The following is a 16,138-nucleotide window of genomic DNA, read 5'->3' as shown; positions in this document are numbered from 1 at the left end:
CATTCAGGGGGCGCGTTGAGTCGCCGTTCTCTTGATTGTCAGTGGGGGCGGGTACGTTTTGGGGCATGGGGAAGCAGACGGGCGCGCACATTGTCTGGGACTGGAACGGGACGCTGTTCCATGACATCGACGCGATCATCGGGGCGACGAACGCGGCGTTCGCCGAGCTGGGGCTGGAGCCGCTGACGCTGGAGAAGTACCGGGAGCTGTACTGCGTGCCGGTGCCGAAGTTCTACGAGCGGCTGATCGGGCGGCTGCCGACCGAGGCCGAGTGGGAGGTCATGGACGACATCTTCCATCGGTACTACGCGGAGCACCGGGTGAGCTGCGGGCTGACCGTGGGGGCGGTGGAACTGCTGTCCGGGTGGCGGTCGGCGGGGCGGAGTCAGTCGATCCTCAGCATGTATGTGCACGAGGAGCTGGTTCCGTTGGTGCGGGGGTTCGGGATCGAGCCGCACTTCATACGGGTGGACGGGCGGACCGGGCCGTCGGGGGGCAGCAAGGCCGAGCACATGGTGCGGCATCTCGCGTCGCTCAAGAGCGTGGCCCCTGATCGCACCGTGGTGATCGGGGATGCCGCGGACGACGCTGTGGCTGCGCAGTACGTGGGGGCGCGGGCCGTGCTGTACACCGGTGGGTCGCACAGCCGGTCGAGTCTGGAGGCGGTGGGCGTGCCGGTCGTGGACACGCTGGAGGAAGCGGTCGCCGAGGCGGAGCGGCTGGCGGCGTAGCCGGGTGCTCGGCGTCGGTGCTGGGGGCGGGTGGGACCGCAGCCCGGCGGAGCGGGGTGCCGCTGCGCCCACCCGTGCCGCCCTGGGGGTACCTCCCAGGCCCTTAAGGCACTGGGGGAGGCACGACTGCGCGCAGCGGCCGTAATGGCACTGTGCAGAACGTCAAACTTCCAGGCCTGGTTTTGTACACATACGGCTCATGACGGGCCCCCTGTAAGGAGCGATAGCCTTGGTGGCGTGATCAGCGCGATAGTTCGCGGGGACGTCGTCGTCCCTGCCCTGCGCCCGGAGAGCACGGACCACATCCGTGACCGGGCGGCGGTCGCTGGTCTTCGCGGGCGGGACGGGGCTTCGAGGACTCCCGGGACGGCGAGCACCACCCGGACCGAGGCGTCGCAGAGAGCAGCCTCACACCCGTGGGGCAGCTCAAGATTGGCTCAGACACCCCCGCTCATCTCACCTTGCGGCATAGCGTCGGAACAGACCGGATACCCCGTGTCACGACGTGACGTCGTAAGCGCAGAGGCCGTACTTCCTTCTACGTCACGCAACGGCGCGCGACAGGAGCCAGAGGACAATGCAGACCAAGCTGGACGAAGCCAAGGCCGAGTTGCTCGAGAGGGCCGCCCGGGTTGCTGAGAACAGCCCGGTCGGGGGGCACCTACCGACCGGGTCGACGGGCGAGGAGACCCCAGACGCCCAGGAGGCCCCGGACCGCGAGTCACTGCTCTCGTTCCTCCAGCGTTACTACCTGCACACGGCCCCGGAGGACCTCACCGACCGCGACCCGGTCGACGTCTTCGGAGCCGCTGTCTCGCACTACCGGCTGGCCGAGAATCGCCCCCAGGGCACGGCCAACGTGCGGGTGCACACCCCCACGGTCGAAGAGAACGGGTGGACGTGCAGCCACTCCGTCGTCGAGGTCGTCACCGACGACATGCCCTTCCTCGTCGACTCCGTCACCAACGAGCTGACGCGGCAGGGGCGCGGGATCCACGTCGTCATCCACCCGCAGTTCATCGTGCGGCGCGATGTCACCGGCAAGCTCATCGAGGTGCTGCCCTCTCCCACGACCGGCGTCGGCGACCTTCCGCACGACGCGCACGTCGAGTCCTGGATCCATGTCGAGATCGATCGTGAGACCGACCGGGCCGATCTGAAGCAGATCACCGCCGACCTGCTGCGGGTGCTGTCCGACGCCCGTGAGGCCGTCGAGGACTGGGGCAAGATGCGGGAAGCGGCGACCCGGCTGGCGGAGGGGCTGCCGGACGAGCCCATCCCCGCCGACCTGCCCGGGCCCCAGGTCGAGGAGGCCCGCGAGCTGCTGCGCTGGCTGGCCGACGACCACTTCACCTTCCTCGGCTACCGCGAGTACCAGCTGCGCGGGGACGACTCGCTGGCCGCCGTGCCCGGCACCGGCCTCGGCATCCTGCGCGCCGACCCGCACCACTCCGACCAGGAGAGCCACCCGGTCAGCCCGTCCTTCGAGCGGCTGCCCGCCGACGCCCGGGCCAAGGCGCGCGAGCACAAGCTGCTCGTCCTGACCAAGGCGAACAGCCGGTCGACCGTGCACCGGCCGTCGTACCTGGACTACATCGGGGTCAAGAAGTTCGACGCCGAGGGCAATGTCGTCGGCGAGCGGCGGTTCCTCGGGCTGTTCTCCTCCGCCGCCTACACCGAGTCCGTGCGCCGGGTCCCGGTCATCCGGCGCAAGGTCGAGGAGGTCCTCGAACAGGCCGGGTTCTCGCCCAACAGCCACGACGGGCGCGACCTCCTCCAGATCCTGGAGACCTACCCGCGCGACGAGCTGTTCCAGACCCCGGTCGACGAGCTGCGGTCCATCGTCACATCAGTCCTCTACCTCCAGGAGCGCAGGCGGCTGAGGCTCTACCTGCGCCAGGACGAGTACGGGCGCTACTACTCCGCCCTCGTCTACCTGCCGCGCGACCGTTACACCACGGCCGTGCGCCTGCGGATCATCGAGATCCTGAAGGAGGAACTGGGCGGCATCAGCGTCGACTTTACGGCCTGGAACACCGAGTCGATCCTGTCCCGGCTGCACTTCGTGGTCCGGGTCCCGCAGGGTACCGAGCTGCCCGAGCTGTCCGACGCCGACAAGGAGCGCATCGAGGCCCGGCTGGTGGAGGCCGCCCGCTCCTGGGAGGACGCCTTCTCCGAGGCGCTCAACGCCGAACTCGGCGAGGAGCGCGCGGCGGAACTGATGCGCCGGTACGCGCACGCCTTCCCCGAGGGCTACAAGGCAGACCACAACCCGCGCGCCGCGGTCGCCGACCTCGTCCACCTCGAACAGCTCAACGCCGAGGAGGGCGAGGACTTCGCGCTCAGCCTCTACGAGCCGGTGGGCGCCGCCCCCGAGGAGCGCCGCTTCAAGATCTACCGCACGGGCGACGCCATCTCCCTGTCGGCGGTGCTGCCGGTCCTCAACCGGCTCGGCGTCGAGGTCGTCGACGAGCGGCCGTACGAGCTGCGCTGCTCGGACCGGAGCGTGGCCTGGATCTACGACTTCGGCCTGCGCATGCCCCGCCCCCGGGGCGGCGGGGACCACTTCGGCGACGACGCCCGCGAGCGGTTCCAGGACGCCTTCGCCGCCACCTGGACCGGCAAGGCGGAGAACGACGGCTTCAACGCCCTGGTGCTGAGCGCCGGGCTGACCTGGCGCCAGGCGACGGTGCTGCGGGCGTACGCGAAGTACCTCCGGCAGGCGGCGTCCACGTTCAGTCAGGACTACATGGAGGACACCCTCCGCAACAACGTCCACACCACCCGCCTGCTCGTCTCCCTGTTCGAGGCGCGGATGTCGCCGGACCGGCAGCGCGCGGGGCACGAGATCGTGGACGCGCTGCTGGAGGAGGTCGACGCGGCCCTCGACCAGGTGGCCTCGCTCGACGAGGACCGGATCCTCAGGTCGTTCCTCACGGTCATCAAGGCGACGCTGCGGACCAACTTCTTCCAGGAGGCGGCGGGCGGCAAGCCGCACGAGTACGTCTCCATGAAGTTCGACCCGCAGGCCATCCCCGACCTGCCGGCGCCGCGCCCGGCGTTCGAGATCTGGGTGTACTCGCCGCGCGTCGAGGGCGTGCACCTGCGCTTCGGCAAGGTCGCGCGCGGCGGCCTGCGCTGGTCCGACCGCCGTGAGGACTTCCGTACGGAGATCCTCGGCCTGGTCAAGGCGCAGATGGTGAAGAACACCGTCATCGTGCCGGTCGGCGCCAAGGGCGGCTTCGTCGCCAAGCAGCTGCCCGACCCGAGCGTCGACCGTGACGCGTGGATGGCCGAGGGCATCGCCAGCTACAAGACGTTCATCTCGGCGCTGCTCGACATCACCGACAACATGGTGGCCGGCGAGGTCGTGCCCCCGGCGGACGTCGTCCGGCACGACGAGGACGACACGTACCTCGTCGTCGCCGCCGACAAGGGCACGGCGACCTTCTCCGACATCGCCAACGGGGTCGCCGAGAAGTACAACTTCTGGCTCGGTGACGCCTTCGCCTCCGGCGGCTCGGCCGGCTACGACCACAAGGGCATGGGCATCACCGCCCGCGGCGCCTGGGAGTCCGTCAAGCGGCACTTCCGGGAGCTGGGCGTGGACACCCAGACCGAGGACTTCACGGTCGTCGGCATCGGCGACATGTCCGGTGACGTGTTCGGCAACGGCATGCTGCTCTCCGAGCACATCCGCCTGGTGGCCGCCTTCGACCACCGGCACATCTTCATCGACCCGAACCCGGACGCGGCCACCTCCTACGCCGAGCGCCGCCGCCTGTTCGAGCTGCCGCGCTCCAGCTGGGAGGACTACGACAAGGAGCTGCTGTCGGCCGGCGGCGGCATCTTCCCGCGTACGGCCAAGGCGATCCCGGTCAACGCCCACATCCGCGAGGCCCTCGGCATCGAGGCCAAGGTCACCAAGCTGACCCCGGCCGACCTGATGAAGGCCATCCTCCAGGCGCGGGTGGACCTGCTGTGGAACGGCGGCATCGGTACGTACGTCAAGTCCTCCACCGAGTCCAACGCGGACGTCGGCGACAAGGCCAACGACGCCATCCGCGTCGACGGCAAGGACCTGCGCGTCAAGGTCGTCGGCGAGGGCGGCAACCTGGGCCTGACCCAGCTCGGGCGGATCGAGTTCGCGCTGCACGGCGGCCGGATCAACACCGACGCCATCGACAACAGCGCGGGCGTGGACACCTCCGATCACGAGGTGAACATCAAGATCCTGCTCAACGGCCTGGTCGCCGACGGCGACATGACCGTCAAGCAGCGCAACAAGCTGCTCGCCGAGATGACGGACGAGGTCGGCCACCTGGTGCTGCGCAACAACTACGCGCAGAACACGGCGATCGCCAACGCCCTCGCCCAGTCCAAGGACATGCTCCACGCCCAGCAGCGCTTCATGAAGCACCTGGTCAGGGAGGGCCACCTCGACCGGGCGCTGGAGTTCCTGCCCACCGACCGGCAGATCCGCGAGCGGCTCGCCCAGGGGCAGGGCCTGACCAGCCCGGAGACGGCCGTCCTGCTGGCGTACACGAAGATCACGGTCGCCGAGGAGCTGCTGCACACCTCGCTGCCGGACGACCCGTACCTGCGGGGCCTGCTGCACTGCTACTTCCCGACCGAGCTGCGCGAGCAGTTCCCGGACCGTCTCGACGGGCACCCGCTGCGCCGCGAGATCGTCACGACGGTCCTGGTCAACGACACGGTCAACACGGGCGGTACGACGTATCTGCACCGGCTGCGCGAGGAGACCGGCGCGTCGCTGGAGGAGATCGTCCGGGCCCAGACGGCGGCCCGGGAGATCTTCCGCCAGTCGCCGGTGTGGGACGGGGTCGAGGCGCTCGACAACAAGGTCGAGGCCGACGTCCAGACCCGTATCCGGCTGCACTCGCGCCGTCTGGTGGAGCGCGGCACGCGCTGGCTGCTCAACAACCGGCCGCAGCCGCTCCAGCTCGCCGAGACCGTCGACTTCTTCGCCGAGCGGGTCGAGCAGGTCTGGACCCAGCTTCCGAAGCTGCTGCGCGGCGCGGACCTGGAGTGGTACCAGAAGATCTACGACGAGCTGACGGACGTCGGCGTGCCGGACGAACTCGCCACGCGCGTGGCCGGGTTCTCCTCCGCCTTCCCGACGCTGGACATCGTCTCGATCGCCGACCGCATGGGCCGGGAGCCGCTGGACGTCGCCGATGTCTACTACGACCTCGCCGACCGGCTGCGGATCACCCAGCTCATGGACCGCATCATCGAGCTGCCCCGCGCCGACCGCTGGCAGTCCATGGCCCGCGCGGCGATCCGCGAGGACCTGTACGCGGCGCACGCGGCGCTGACCGCCGACGTCCTGGCGGTGGGCGACGGCACCTCGACGCCCGAGCAGCGCTACAAGGCGTGGGAGCAGAAGAACGCGGCGATCCTCGGCCGGGCCCGCACCACACTGGAGGAGATCCAGGGCTCCGAGGCGTTCGACCTGGCGAACCTGTCGGTGGCGATGCGGACGATGCGCACGCTGCTGCGGACGCATTCGTAGCAGTTCGCAGCAGTGCGGCGTCCTGGGCGCCCCGGGCCGGTATCGGCCCGGGGCGCCTTCTTCTTGGTGTGCCTTAGGGCGATTCGAGTGGAGGACTTACCGTTTCCGGCTAAGGCTTGGGGCGTGACTGTGAACCTCTCCGGGGAGCGAGCGGCCGCTCCCGCCGGCCCGCCGGTGAAGCGCGTCGTCCTCGAAGTGGCGAACTTCGCGCTGGTCGGCGGGAGCGGCGTCGCGGTGAACCTCCTGGTGTTCAACGTGCTCCTGCACGGGCTGCACCGGGCCGCCATGGTGGCGACCGTGGCGGCCAGCCTGATCGCCATGGGCACCAACTACCTCGGATTCCGGTACGTCACCTACCGCGACAGGGCGTCCCGCACCCGGCGCCAGATCGCGCTGTTCTTCGTCTTCAGCGGAATCGGCGTGGCCATGGAAAGCGGGCTGTTCTACGTCGGATACCACGGGCTCGGCCTGGCCGGTCCCTTCGAGTCGAACGCGCTCAAGGCGGCTTCCATCGTGCTGGCCTCCGCCTTCCGCTTCCTCGTCTACCGCACCTGGGTGTTCCAGCATGACGCGCACCGCGCCTAGGCCGGCGGCCCTCGCCGCGCAGGCGGCCGCCGCGGTGGTCGTCCTGCTGCTGGCCCTGGTGATCGTCCGGCTGCCGTGGGCCGGGGACCTCGGCATGCACGCCGCGACGGTCCAGCGGCTGCGGCACGATCTCGTCGACCCGGGCAATCCGCTCGTCGACGCGGACACCCCGAGCCCGTACTACTCGCCCTGGATGCTGGTGCTCGGCTGTGTCGCCCGGGTGAGCGGTCTGTCGGTCTTCGTGGTGCTGCGGCTGGGGGCGCTGGCCGGGCTCGCGCTGCTGCTGTCGGGGGTGTGGCGGTATGCGCGGACGCTGAGCGGCCATCGCGCCGCGCCCGCACTGGCCGTGCTGAGCCTGCTGTTCCTGTGGGGGACGGTCCTGTTCAACTGGAGCGGCTTCTACGGGCTCAACTCGCTCGCGCTGACGGTGTCGTATCCGAGCGTGTTCGCGCTGGGGCTCGCGTTCCACTTCTGGGCGTGGCTCGGGCGGGCGGTGCGCGGTGACGGTGATGGTGACGCGGGGTGGGGCCTGTGTCTCGGGCTGGGGGCGCTGTGGGCGGTGATCCTGCTGTGCCATCAGTTCTCGGGGGTGGTGGCCACGCTGGGGGCGCTCGCGACGGTGGTCGCGGCGCGGCCGGGCCGGGTGGTGTGGCTCCGGCTGGGCGGTGGGCTGGCGCTGGGGCTGGTGGTCCTGCTGCTGTGGCCGTACTACGACTTCTTCGCGCTGTTCGGGGCCGGGGGCGATCTGGAGTCGGTGCACCGGCCGCTGTACGAGGACCTGTTCGGGCGGTACTGGCTGGTGCTGCTCGGGGTGGTGGCGCTGGGGGTGCGGTGGTGGCGGGACCGGTGGGATCCGCTGGTGCTGTTCTTCGTGCTGGGGGTGGTCGTGGTGGCGGCGGGCGGGCTGAGCGGGCACTGGTCGTGGGGGCGGGCGTTGCCGGCGGCGTTGATTCCGGCGCAGGTCGCGGCGGCGGTGGAGGTCGGCGAGGCCGGGCGGCGGGGGGCTCGGGTGGGGTGGGCGTGTGTGCTGGGAGTGGCCTTGGCTGTGGGGGCTTGGACACAGGTGGGGACGGTCGGGTACGTGGTGAAGCAGGGGGATCTGCCGGAGGCCGTCGCGGAGAAGTACCGGCGGCCGTGGGAGGGGTACCTTTGGATGACGCCCTGGGTGAAGTACGGGGATGTCGTGATGGCCCGGGAGGGACGGCCGGCTCGGCAGATCCCGGCGTACGGGGCGTACACGGTGGCACCCGGGTATCCCGACTTCTTTCTGTCGGATGAGGCGCGGCGGGGGGCGGCTGTGCGGAGGTACTTCGCGGAGGGGACGTCGGGGCGGGAGCGGGGGGAGATTCTTCGGGAGTACGGGGTGCGGTGGGTTGTGGATACCGGCGGTGCCGCCGGGGGTGGTGCGGGGTTGCGGGAGGTGGCTCGGGGGCCTCGGGGACAGGTGCTCTATGCCGTGGTGCGATGAGCTGTACGACGCTCTGAGGGGGGTGGGACCGCAGCTCGGCGGTGCGGGGTGCCGCCAGCGGTTGCTGGGCCCGGGTGGGTCCGCAGCCCGGCGTGGCGGGGTGCCGCTGCGCCCACCCGTGCCGCCCCCAGCGGCACGCCTGCCCGCAGCTGGGCGGGGCCGGTGCCCGCAGCTAAGCCGGAGTGCTTACCTCAGTGCGCTTGCCACCAAGCGTGCTGCCCTCTTCACCCGGGGCCTTGCCACTCGGTGTGTCACCGGGCGGATCAGCTTTGCCGTCATTCCCACCGGCTCCCAGCGGACCTGCAAGCGGCCCGGGCCGTGGCCCTCTGGTTCCAGGGTCAGGCGGTGATGCGGGACCCGGGTCGTCAGGGGCGGGAAGGCCAGGGGAGCCAGGAGGAGACCCGTGTGGGACAGGCCCTGGTGTTCCAGGCGGAGCAACGGGTGGCGGACTCCGGCGAAACCGTGGAAGGGGAGGGGGGCCGCTGCCAGGTCCAGGTGGGCGTGGCCCTCGAAGACGCCGGGGCGGACGGGGGAGAGGCGGAACGGGACGCTGAGGCGGCGCCGGCCCGGGGCGATGAGGAGGGTCGCGCGCTGGGGGCCGACCGGGAGGCGCAGGGCCGGGTCGTACGTGCGGATGGTGAGGTCGACCGAGGCGCCCGGGCCCCGGGTGATCTCCGTGATCTCGTGGCGGAACTGGGCGCTCGGGAAGGGGCGCGTCTCCAGATCCAGGTCCGAGATGTCCAGTTCGCGGCGGGACCATGCGGAGGACGGAACGTGGGGGCCCCAGTAGGTGCGGCCCTGTTCGTCCGTCGTGACCTGCCTCGGTGCCACACCGTGGCCCAGGCCCCGTGCCGCCAGCCTGGCCTCCGGCAGGCGGTGGTCGCGGATGAGCTGGATGACCACTCGTTCGGCGCGGGGGAGACGGGCGAACGCGCCCGGGGTGAGCGTGTCCAGGTACGGCGTGACGATGTCCGCGAAGGCCGACAGCCACTCCTCGTCCCGGTAGGGCAGGTCACCTGCGTACATCCGGAGGTCGTGCTTGAGGAACTTGTGGTCCTTGTCCTCCCGCAGCGACTCGTGCCCGCTCTCGGCCAGGAACGCGTCGATGAGGTGCTGGACGTGGACGCGGTCGCGGACGTTGGCGAGCTTGTGCCGCTGGTTGGATATCGAGGCCGCGTCCAAGGCGGCGAACGGGGCGACGTACCAGCGGTAGACCGGCTCCGGGATGATCGTGAACGCCTTGGCCAGGCAGTACGCCTGCGCCGAGAAGAGCTGGTCCTCGTAGTGGATGCCCTCGGGGAAGCGCAGGCCGTGCCGGTCGAGGAAGGCGCGGGCGTACATCTTGCTGGTGGCGAGGTGCTCGAAGAGCAGCCGCGGGTCGGCCTCGATGCCCTCGAGGGTGCGGCGCTCGGCGACCAGGTGCGGCATCCACGTCGAGCGGCGGCCGTTGTCGACCCGGACGCGCTGCACCGCTCCCATGGCGAAGTCGATCTCGCGTTCGCGGTGCGCGGCGAGCAGCAGTTCGACGGCGTCGTCGGGGAGTTCGTCGTCGCTGTCGAGGAACATCAGGTACGGCGCCCGGGCGGTCTCCAGCGCGCGGTTGCGCGGTGCGCTGCATCCGCCGCTGTTCCGCTCCAGCCGGAGGTGGCGGATACGGGGGTCCTCGGCGGCCAGACGGCGTGCCACCTGTGGGGTCTCGTCCGTCGAGTGGTCGTCGCTGATGACGATCTCCACGTTCGCGTGGGTCTGCCGGCGGACCGAGTCGACCGCGCGGGTGAGGCGTTCGGCGTCGTTGTAGACGATGACCGTCACGGTGACGTCGGGGGTGCTCATGCGGTCGCCTCCTGCGGGGTCGGGGCCGGAGTGCGTTCCTCGATCGGCAGCACCGGCGGCAGGGACCGTTCGTCCTGGCCGAGGAAGACCCGCCGCACGACGCGCTCGGCGGCGCGTCCGTCGTCGTACTCGCAGAACCGGCGCCGGAAGACGGCCCGGGCCTTCGCCGCGCCCTCGCCGCGCCAGGCCTCGGTGGTGAGGATCTCCGTCAGCTCCTGCTGGCTGCGGGCGACGGGGCCCGGGGCCTCGGCCATCAGGTCGAAGTAGACGCCGCGGGTGGTGCGGTACGTCTCCCAGTCGTCGGCGTGGATCACGATCGGCCGGTCGAGGTTGGCGTAGTCGAACATGATCGAGGAGTAGTCCGTGACCAGGGCGTCCGCCGCCAGGCACAGCTCCTCCACCGGGTCGTAGGAGGAGACGTCGATGATCCGGCCCGTGCGGCGCAGATTGGTGAGCGGGGAGGCCGCGCCGCCGTAGAAGTAGTGGCCGCGGACGAGCAGGACCGTGTCGTCGCCGAGGCGGTCGGCGAGGGCGGCCAGGTCCAGGCGGGGGGTCCAGCCGGCCTCGTAGTCGCGGTGGGTGGGCGCGTAGAGGACGGCCCGGCGGCCCGGCGCGATGCCGAGCCTGTCGCGGACGCTGCGGATGTCCTGCGCGCCGGCCGTGTAGTAGACGTCGTTGCGCGGATAGCCGTGGTCGAGGGAGACGTAGTGCGACGGGTACGCGCGCTCCCACATGCGTGTGGTGTGGCTGTTGGCGGAGACGCTGTAGTCCCACTTGTCGATGCGCTCCAGCAGCGCCTGGAAGTCCAGGCCCTGCGCGGCCGCCGGGTACGCCATCTGGTCCAGGCCCATGCGCTTCAGCGGCGTGCCGTGGTGGGTCTGGAGGTGGATCGCGCCGGGGCGCTTGACCACCGCGTTGGGGAAGTTGACGTTGTTGACGAGGTACTTCGCGGTCGCCAGCACCTCCCAGTAGCGGCGGGTGCCGGGCACGACGTGGTCGGTGCCGGGCGGCAGCAGGGCCGCGTTCTCCTCGGTCACCACCCACACCGGATGGATCTGCGGGGCCAGTTCGGCGAGCTTCGCGGCGATCGCGGCCGGGTTGCAGGCGACGCCGCGGTTCCAGTAGGCCGCGAACACCGCCAGGTGGGGGTTGACCGGGCGGCCGAGCGCCCTGCGGTACTGGTGGTCGCGGAGCTTGGCGCCGGCCTGCCGCTTGCGGGCCCGGACGGCCGACTTGGCGGTGCGGCGGGTGCGGTTGACGGCCTGGAAGGCCCGGTACCTGCCGTAGGCGCCCTCTTCGAGCAGGGAGCGGCGGACGCCTTCCAGACCGGCGGGGCGCCGGTAGCCCTCGGGGCGGCGGCGCAGGGCGGCCAGGGACGCCCGCCGGAAGAACTCCCGCGCGGCCTCCTCCGGCATGCCGCCGCGCGCGAAGGTGCGCAGACAGTCGCGGACCATGACGTCGTAGAGCACGGCGTGGGCGGCGCGGCGGTCCCGGGTGAGGTCCAGGAGCGACTCGTAGCGCTCGACGAGGCCGTAGCGCTGCTCGGGAGTGACGGGGGGCAGGCTCGCGGGGCGCAGCCTGCGGTCCTCGTAGGCGACGTGCGGGAGGCAGGCGACGCGGTCGGCGAGCAGCAGGGCGGCAAGGGCGGCGTACGGCTCGTGTTCGGTGGTGAGCCGCTGTTCGTGGGCCCGCCAGAAGTCCGCGCGCAGCACGCGGGTGCCGAGCAGCGGGGTGAGGCGCAGCAGGGGCGCGCAGTCGTCGAGGGCGACGTCGGCCCGGCCCGCCCGGGCCAGCAGGGGGCCGTCCCGGGAGGGCATGCCGATGGTGTGCCAGGTGCTGCGGACGTGGTCGACGAGCAGGACGTCCACCTCGGCCGGGAGCTCGGCCACCCGCTCGGCGACCGTGCGCGTGGCCCCGGCGGGCAGGCCGTCCTTGGCGTGGACGAAGTGCAGCCAGCGGCCGGAGGCCCGCGCCGCCCCCGCCGCCCGGGCCGCGGCGTCGCCCGTGCCGTCCGGCAGCGGGACGACCTGGACCTCCGGGGTGTGCCGCTCGGCCGTCTCCCGGGCCCAGTCGCCGACCGCGGCCACGATCAGCTCGGCGTCCGGCAGGGGATGGGCGGCGAGGGAGTCGAGGAGCTCCGTCAGATGGTCCTGAACGTTCGGCCCGTGGACGATGACGCTGAGCTCGGGCATCACGGGGCTCCTCCATCTCGTCGCACCGGGCGGACCTTATTGGGTCATGGTGTCACCAATGCGACAAAAGGATCGACCGGGGTGCGCCTCACGAGGGAACCGGCACCTTACGAGGGAACAGGCACATTACGAGGGAACCGGCACCTTACGAGGAAACAGGCACCTTGGGCTTCGGCTTGGCCTTGGGCGACTTGTCGCCGGTGAACGCCTCGTACTCCTTCAGGACGTCCTCCGTCGGCCCGTCCATGAGCAGTTCCCCGCGTTCCAGCCACAGCACGCGGTCGCAGGTGTCGCGGATCGACTTGTTGTTGTGGCTGACCAGGAACACCGTCCCGGCGTGCTTGCGCAGCTCGCGGATGCGGTCCTCGGAGCGCTTCTGGAAGGAACGGTCGCCGGTGGCCAGCGCCTCGTCGATCAGCAGCACGTCATGGTCCTTGGCTGCGGCGATGGAGAACCGCAGCCGCGCGGCCATGCCGGAGGAGTACGTCCGCATCGGCAGCGTGATGAAGTCGCCCTTCTCGTTGATGCCGGAGAAGTCGACGATCTCCTGGTAGCGGTCCCTGACCTGCTCGCGGGACATGCCCATGGCCAGGCCGCCGAGGTGCACGTTGCGCTCGCCGGTCAGGTCGTTCATCATCGCCGCGTTGACACCGAGCAGGGAGGGCTGGCCGCCGGTGTAGATGCGGCCGTTCTCCACGGGGAGGAGCCCGGCGACGGCCTTCAGCAGGGTCGACTTGCCGGAGCCGTTGGTGCCGATCAGGCCGATCGCCTCGCCCCGGTACGCGACGAAGGACACGTTCTTCACGGCGTGCACCCGGCGCACGCCCGACGCCTTCTCGGTCTGCTTGCGGCGCAGCATGCGGTTGAGGGCGGCGGTCGCGGAGCCGCGTCCGGCGCCGGTGCCGTTGACGCGGTAGACGATGTCGACGCCGTCGGCGACGACGGTGGGGATCCTGTCGTTGGCGATGTCAGCCACGGCCGTAGGTCTCCTCAGCCTTCCAGAAGTAGATGAAGCCGCCGACGCCGGCGACCAGCGCCCAGCCGACGGCGAGCGCCCACACATGGGCCGGGAGCTGGCTCGCGTGGAAGCTGTCGATCAGGGCGAAGCGCATCAGGTCGATGTAGACGGCGGCCGGGTTGGCCGCCAGCGCCACCGTCACCACCTGCGGGAGGCTGTCCTTCTGCGCCAGCTTGTCGATGCTCCACATGACGCCCGAGACGTACATCCAGGTGCGCAGCACGAACGGCATCAGCTGGGCGATGTCCGGGGTCTTGGCGCCCATCCGGGCCATGACCATGGAGACGCCCGCGTTGAACGTGAACTGGAGGAACAGCGCCGGCAGCGCCAGCAGCCAGGACACGCCGACCGGCACGCCGAAGCAGAGCAGGATGACGACCAGGGCCCCCATCGAGAACAGCAGCTGCTGGAGCTGCTGGAGACAGAACGACAGGGGCAGCGCGGCGCGCGGGAAGTGCAGGGCGCGCACCAGGCCGAGGTTGCCGGAGATGGCGCGGGTGCCCGCCATGATCGAGCTCTGCGTGAACGTCCAGATGAACACGCCCGTGACCAGGAACGGGATGTAGTCCGGCACCCCGTGCTTGGTGCCGAGCAGCACGCCGAAGATGAAGTAGTAGACCGCCGCGTTCAGCAGTGGGGTCATCACCTGCCAGACCTGGCCGAGCTTCGCCTGGCTGTACTGGGCGGTGAGCTTGGCGGTGGCGAACGCGGTGATGAAGTGGCGCCGGGCCCAGAGCTGGCGGACGTACTCGGGCAGGGAGGGGCGGGCGCCGCTGACGGAGAGGCCGTGGCGGGCGGCGAGGGCCGCGAGGTCGTCGGCGGCCGGGGTCGGGGCCGGGGCCGGTGCTTGGGGCGGTGTGTGGAGGACCTGGCTCACATCCGCTGCTTTCGTTCGAGGGGGGTGCGGGACCTGGGGGGTCGCGAGGAGTGAGGCGGTGGGGCGGTTCTTACCGGACTCTTCACGATTTCTTACGTCGGGACGGGACCGTATCGTCGCAACGCGAGCGTATGCCGTCCCAGCGTCGGAACGCAACCGTTTCGTCGTGACGCCCTATGCTGTCGGCATGACGACGAAGCCCGACGAGCCCCAGCAGCCCCGGCGCCGCCGGGCCCCCGCGGGGGCGGCCGTACTGCGGGAGGACGTGACGGAAGCCATCCGGGCGGCCGTCTTCGAGGAGCTCGCGGCCGTCGGCTACGCGCGGATGTCCATCGAGGGGATCGCGCGCCGGGCGGGGGTCGGGAAGACGGCGGTGTACCGCCGCTGGCGCTCGAAGCTGCACCTGGTCCTTGACATCGTCTCGGCGCTCGCGGTGCAGGGCCTGCCCGCGCCGGACACCGGCTCGCTGGAGGGCGACCTGCGGCTGCTGTACGAGGTGACCTCGCGCGCGCTGCGCCACCCCGTGGCCTCGCAGGTCATCCCCGACCTCCAGGCCGAGGCGGCTCGCAACCCCGAGATCGCCGAGGCCCTCCAGAAGGCCCTGCGCGAGGGCCAGGACGGGGTCGCCACCGGCATCGTCACGGCGGCGGAAGGCCGCGGCGAACTCCGCCGGGGCCTCGACCACGACCTGGCCCTCGACCTGATCTCCGGGCCGCTCTACTGGCGCTCGGTGGTGATCCGCAGCCCGAAGCTGCCCAAGGGGTACCTGGGGTCGCTGGCCCGGGCTACGGCGGCGGCGCTGAAGGCGTTGTAGGGGTTGTAGGCGCTGTAGGGGCGTTTCCGTCAGGTGCCGCGGATCAGCCCCGCACCGCGGATCAGCCCCGCGCCGCCGATCAGCCCCGCACCGCCTCCGGATGCAGACGCACCCAGCCCTCCCACGCCGACGTGATCATGTCCTGGACGTCGTGCCGGGCCTTCCAGCCCAGTTCCGCGGCCGCGCGCTCGGCGGAGGCGACGACGCGGGCCGGGTCGCCCGGGCGGCGGGGCGTGACCGTGGGCGGCCGGTCGTAGCCGGTGGCCGTGTTGATGCGGTCGATCATCTCGCGGACGGAGACGCCTTCACCCCGGCCGATGTTGAGGGTGAGGTCGCGGCCGGGGGAGGAGCGCAGGACCCGGGCCGCCGCGACATGGGCCTCGGCCAGGTCGACGACATGGATGTAGTCGCGTACGCAGGTGCCGTCCGGGGTCGGGTAGTCGTCGCCGAAGATGCGCGGCGGCGCGTCCTCCGTGAGCTTCTCGAAGACCATCGGGACGAGGTTGAACACGCCGACGTCCGCGAGCTCCGGGCCCGCCGTCCCGGCCACGTTGAAGTAGCGCAGGGACGCGGTCGACAGCCCGGTCGCCCGGCCCGTCGCGCGCACCAGCCACTCACCGGCCAGCTTCGTCTCGCCGTAGGGCGACATGGGCACGCAGGGCGTCTCCTCCGTGACCAGGTCCACGTCCGGCATGCCGTACACCGCCGCCGAGGAGGAGAAGACGAAGGACGGCACCCGCGCCGCCGTCACCGCGTCCAGCAGGACCCGCAGGCCCTCGACGTTCTCCCGGTAGTAGTGCAGCGGCTGCTCGACCGACTCGCCCACCTGCTTCTTCGCCGCGAGGTGGACGACGCCGGTGACCGAGTGGTCCGCGAGGGTGCGCGCGAGCCGCTCGCCGTCCAGTGTCGAACCCACCACCAGCGGCACTCCGTCGGGGACGCGCTCGGCGATCCCGGTGGACAGGTCGTCGTACACCACCGCCTGTTCCCCCGCCGCGGTCATCGCCCGTACGACGTGCGCTCCGATGTAGCCGGCGCCGCCGGTGATCAACCAGGTCATGTGCGGCCGTCCCCTCGTCAATTG

The 16,138-nt window shown here is 71.0% G+C and carries 10 protein-coding genes; 5 read left to right on the top strand and 5 right to left on the bottom strand.

Annotated features, from left to right (window positions below):
• The first annotated feature begins 65 nt into the window (after nucleotides 1-65).
• The 4 genes from CP976_RS17440 (at nucleotide 66) to CP976_RS17425 (ending at nucleotide 8,320) form a co-directional block, all read left to right on the top strand.
• A complete protein-coding gene (locus CP976_RS17440; RefSeq protein ID WP_150481212.1) occupies nucleotides 66-731 on the top strand; it encodes an HAD family hydrolase in 666 nt (221 codons plus the stop codon).
• A 577-nt stretch (nucleotides 732-1,308) separates the two neighbouring features.
• A complete protein-coding gene (locus CP976_RS17435) occupies nucleotides 1,309-6,267 on the top strand; it encodes an NAD-glutamate dehydrogenase (protein WP_150481211.1) in 4,959 nt (1,652 codons plus the stop codon).
• A 123-nt stretch (nucleotides 6,268-6,390) separates the two neighbouring features.
• Nucleotides 6,391-6,852 carry a GtrA family protein gene (locus CP976_RS17430; RefSeq protein WP_229875189.1) on the top strand — a complete coding sequence of 154 codons (462 nt, stop codon included), beginning with the start codon at nucleotides 6,391-6,393 and terminating at the stop codon, nucleotides 6,850-6,852.
• Nucleotides 6,833-8,320 carry a hypothetical protein gene (locus tag CP976_RS17425; protein ID WP_150481210.1) on the top strand — a complete coding sequence of 496 codons (1,488 nt, stop codon included), beginning with the start codon at nucleotides 6,833-6,835 and terminating at the stop codon, nucleotides 8,318-8,320. Before CP976_RS17430 ends, CP976_RS17425 begins: the two co-directional genes overlap by 20 nt.
• A 186-nt stretch (nucleotides 8,321-8,506) precedes the next feature.
• Here the strand turns inward: CP976_RS17425 and CP976_RS17420 are convergent, their stop codons facing one another.
• From CP976_RS17420 to CP976_RS17405, 4 genes are all read right to left on the bottom strand, one after another.
• Entirely contained in the window at nucleotides 8,507-10,153 is a 1,647-nt protein-coding gene (locus CP976_RS17420) for a glycosyltransferase family 2 protein (protein WP_150481209.1), read from the bottom strand.
• A complete protein-coding gene (locus tag CP976_RS17415) occupies nucleotides 10,150-12,345 on the bottom strand; it encodes a CDP-glycerol glycerophosphotransferase family protein (protein WP_150481208.1) in 2,196 nt (731 codons plus the stop codon). The genes CP976_RS17420 and CP976_RS17415 overlap by 4 nt, the downstream gene beginning before the upstream one ends.
• Before the next feature lie 145 nt (nucleotides 12,346-12,490).
• Nucleotides 12,491-13,321: an ABC transporter ATP-binding protein gene (locus tag CP976_RS17410; protein WP_150481207.1), complete on the bottom strand. Its 831-nt coding sequence runs from the start codon at nucleotides 13,319-13,321 to the stop codon at nucleotides 12,491-12,493.
• A complete protein-coding gene (locus tag CP976_RS17405; RefSeq protein WP_150481206.1) occupies nucleotides 13,314-14,240 on the bottom strand; it encodes an ABC transporter permease in 927 nt (308 codons plus the stop codon). Before CP976_RS17405 ends, CP976_RS17410 begins: the two co-directional genes overlap by 8 nt.
• Nucleotides 14,241-14,427: 187 nt before the next feature.
• Between CP976_RS17405 and CP976_RS17400 the strand changes: the two genes are divergently transcribed.
• Nucleotides 14,428-15,054: a TetR/AcrR family transcriptional regulator gene (locus CP976_RS17400; protein WP_150481205.1), complete on the top strand. Its 627-nt coding sequence runs from the start codon at nucleotides 14,428-14,430 to the stop codon at nucleotides 15,052-15,054.
• Between the two features lie 79 nt (nucleotides 15,055-15,133).
• Here the strand turns inward: CP976_RS17400 and galE are convergent, their stop codons facing one another.
• Nucleotides 15,134-16,114 carry a UDP-glucose 4-epimerase GalE gene (gene galE / locus CP976_RS17395; protein WP_150481204.1) on the bottom strand — a complete coding sequence of 327 codons (981 nt, stop codon included), beginning with the start codon at nucleotides 16,112-16,114 and terminating at the stop codon, nucleotides 15,134-15,136.
• Nucleotides 16,115-16,138: the final 24 nt, after the last annotated feature.

It is taken from the genome of Streptomyces coeruleorubidus (genome assembly GCF_008705135.1).
Taxonomy (GTDB): Bacteria; Actinomycetota; Actinomycetes; order Streptomycetales; family Streptomycetaceae; genus Streptomyces; species Streptomyces coeruleofuscus.
Note: the sequence above shows the minus strand (reverse complement) of the source record. Positions and strands in the feature narration are given on the sequence as shown.

Bases quoted from the DNA above. Each gene is read 5' to 3' on its own strand.
- CP976_RS17415 (WP_150481208.1), bottom strand. From the start codon at position 12,345: ATGCCCGAGCTCAGCGTCATCGTCCACGGGCCGAACGTTCAGGACCAT.
- CP976_RS17425 (WP_150481210.1), top strand. From the start codon at position 6,833: ATGACGCGCACCGCGCCTAGGCCGGCGGCCCTCGCCGCGCAGGCGGCC.
- CP976_RS17420 (WP_150481209.1), bottom strand. From the start codon at position 10,153: ATGAGCACCCCCGACGTCACCGTGACGGTCATCGTCTACAACGACGCC.
- CP976_RS17440 (WP_150481212.1), top strand. From the start codon at position 66: ATGGGGAAGCAGACGGGCGCGCACATTGTCTGGGACTGGAACGGGACG.
- galE (WP_150481204.1), bottom strand. From the start codon at position 16,114: ATGACCTGGTTGATCACCGGCGGCGCCGGCTACATCGGAGCGCACGTC.
- CP976_RS17400 (WP_150481205.1), top strand. From the start codon at position 14,428: ATGACGACGAAGCCCGACGAGCCCCAGCAGCCCCGGCGCCGCCGGGCC.
- CP976_RS17435 (WP_150481211.1), top strand. From the start codon at position 1,309: ATGCAGACCAAGCTGGACGAAGCCAAGGCCGAGTTGCTCGAGAGGGCC.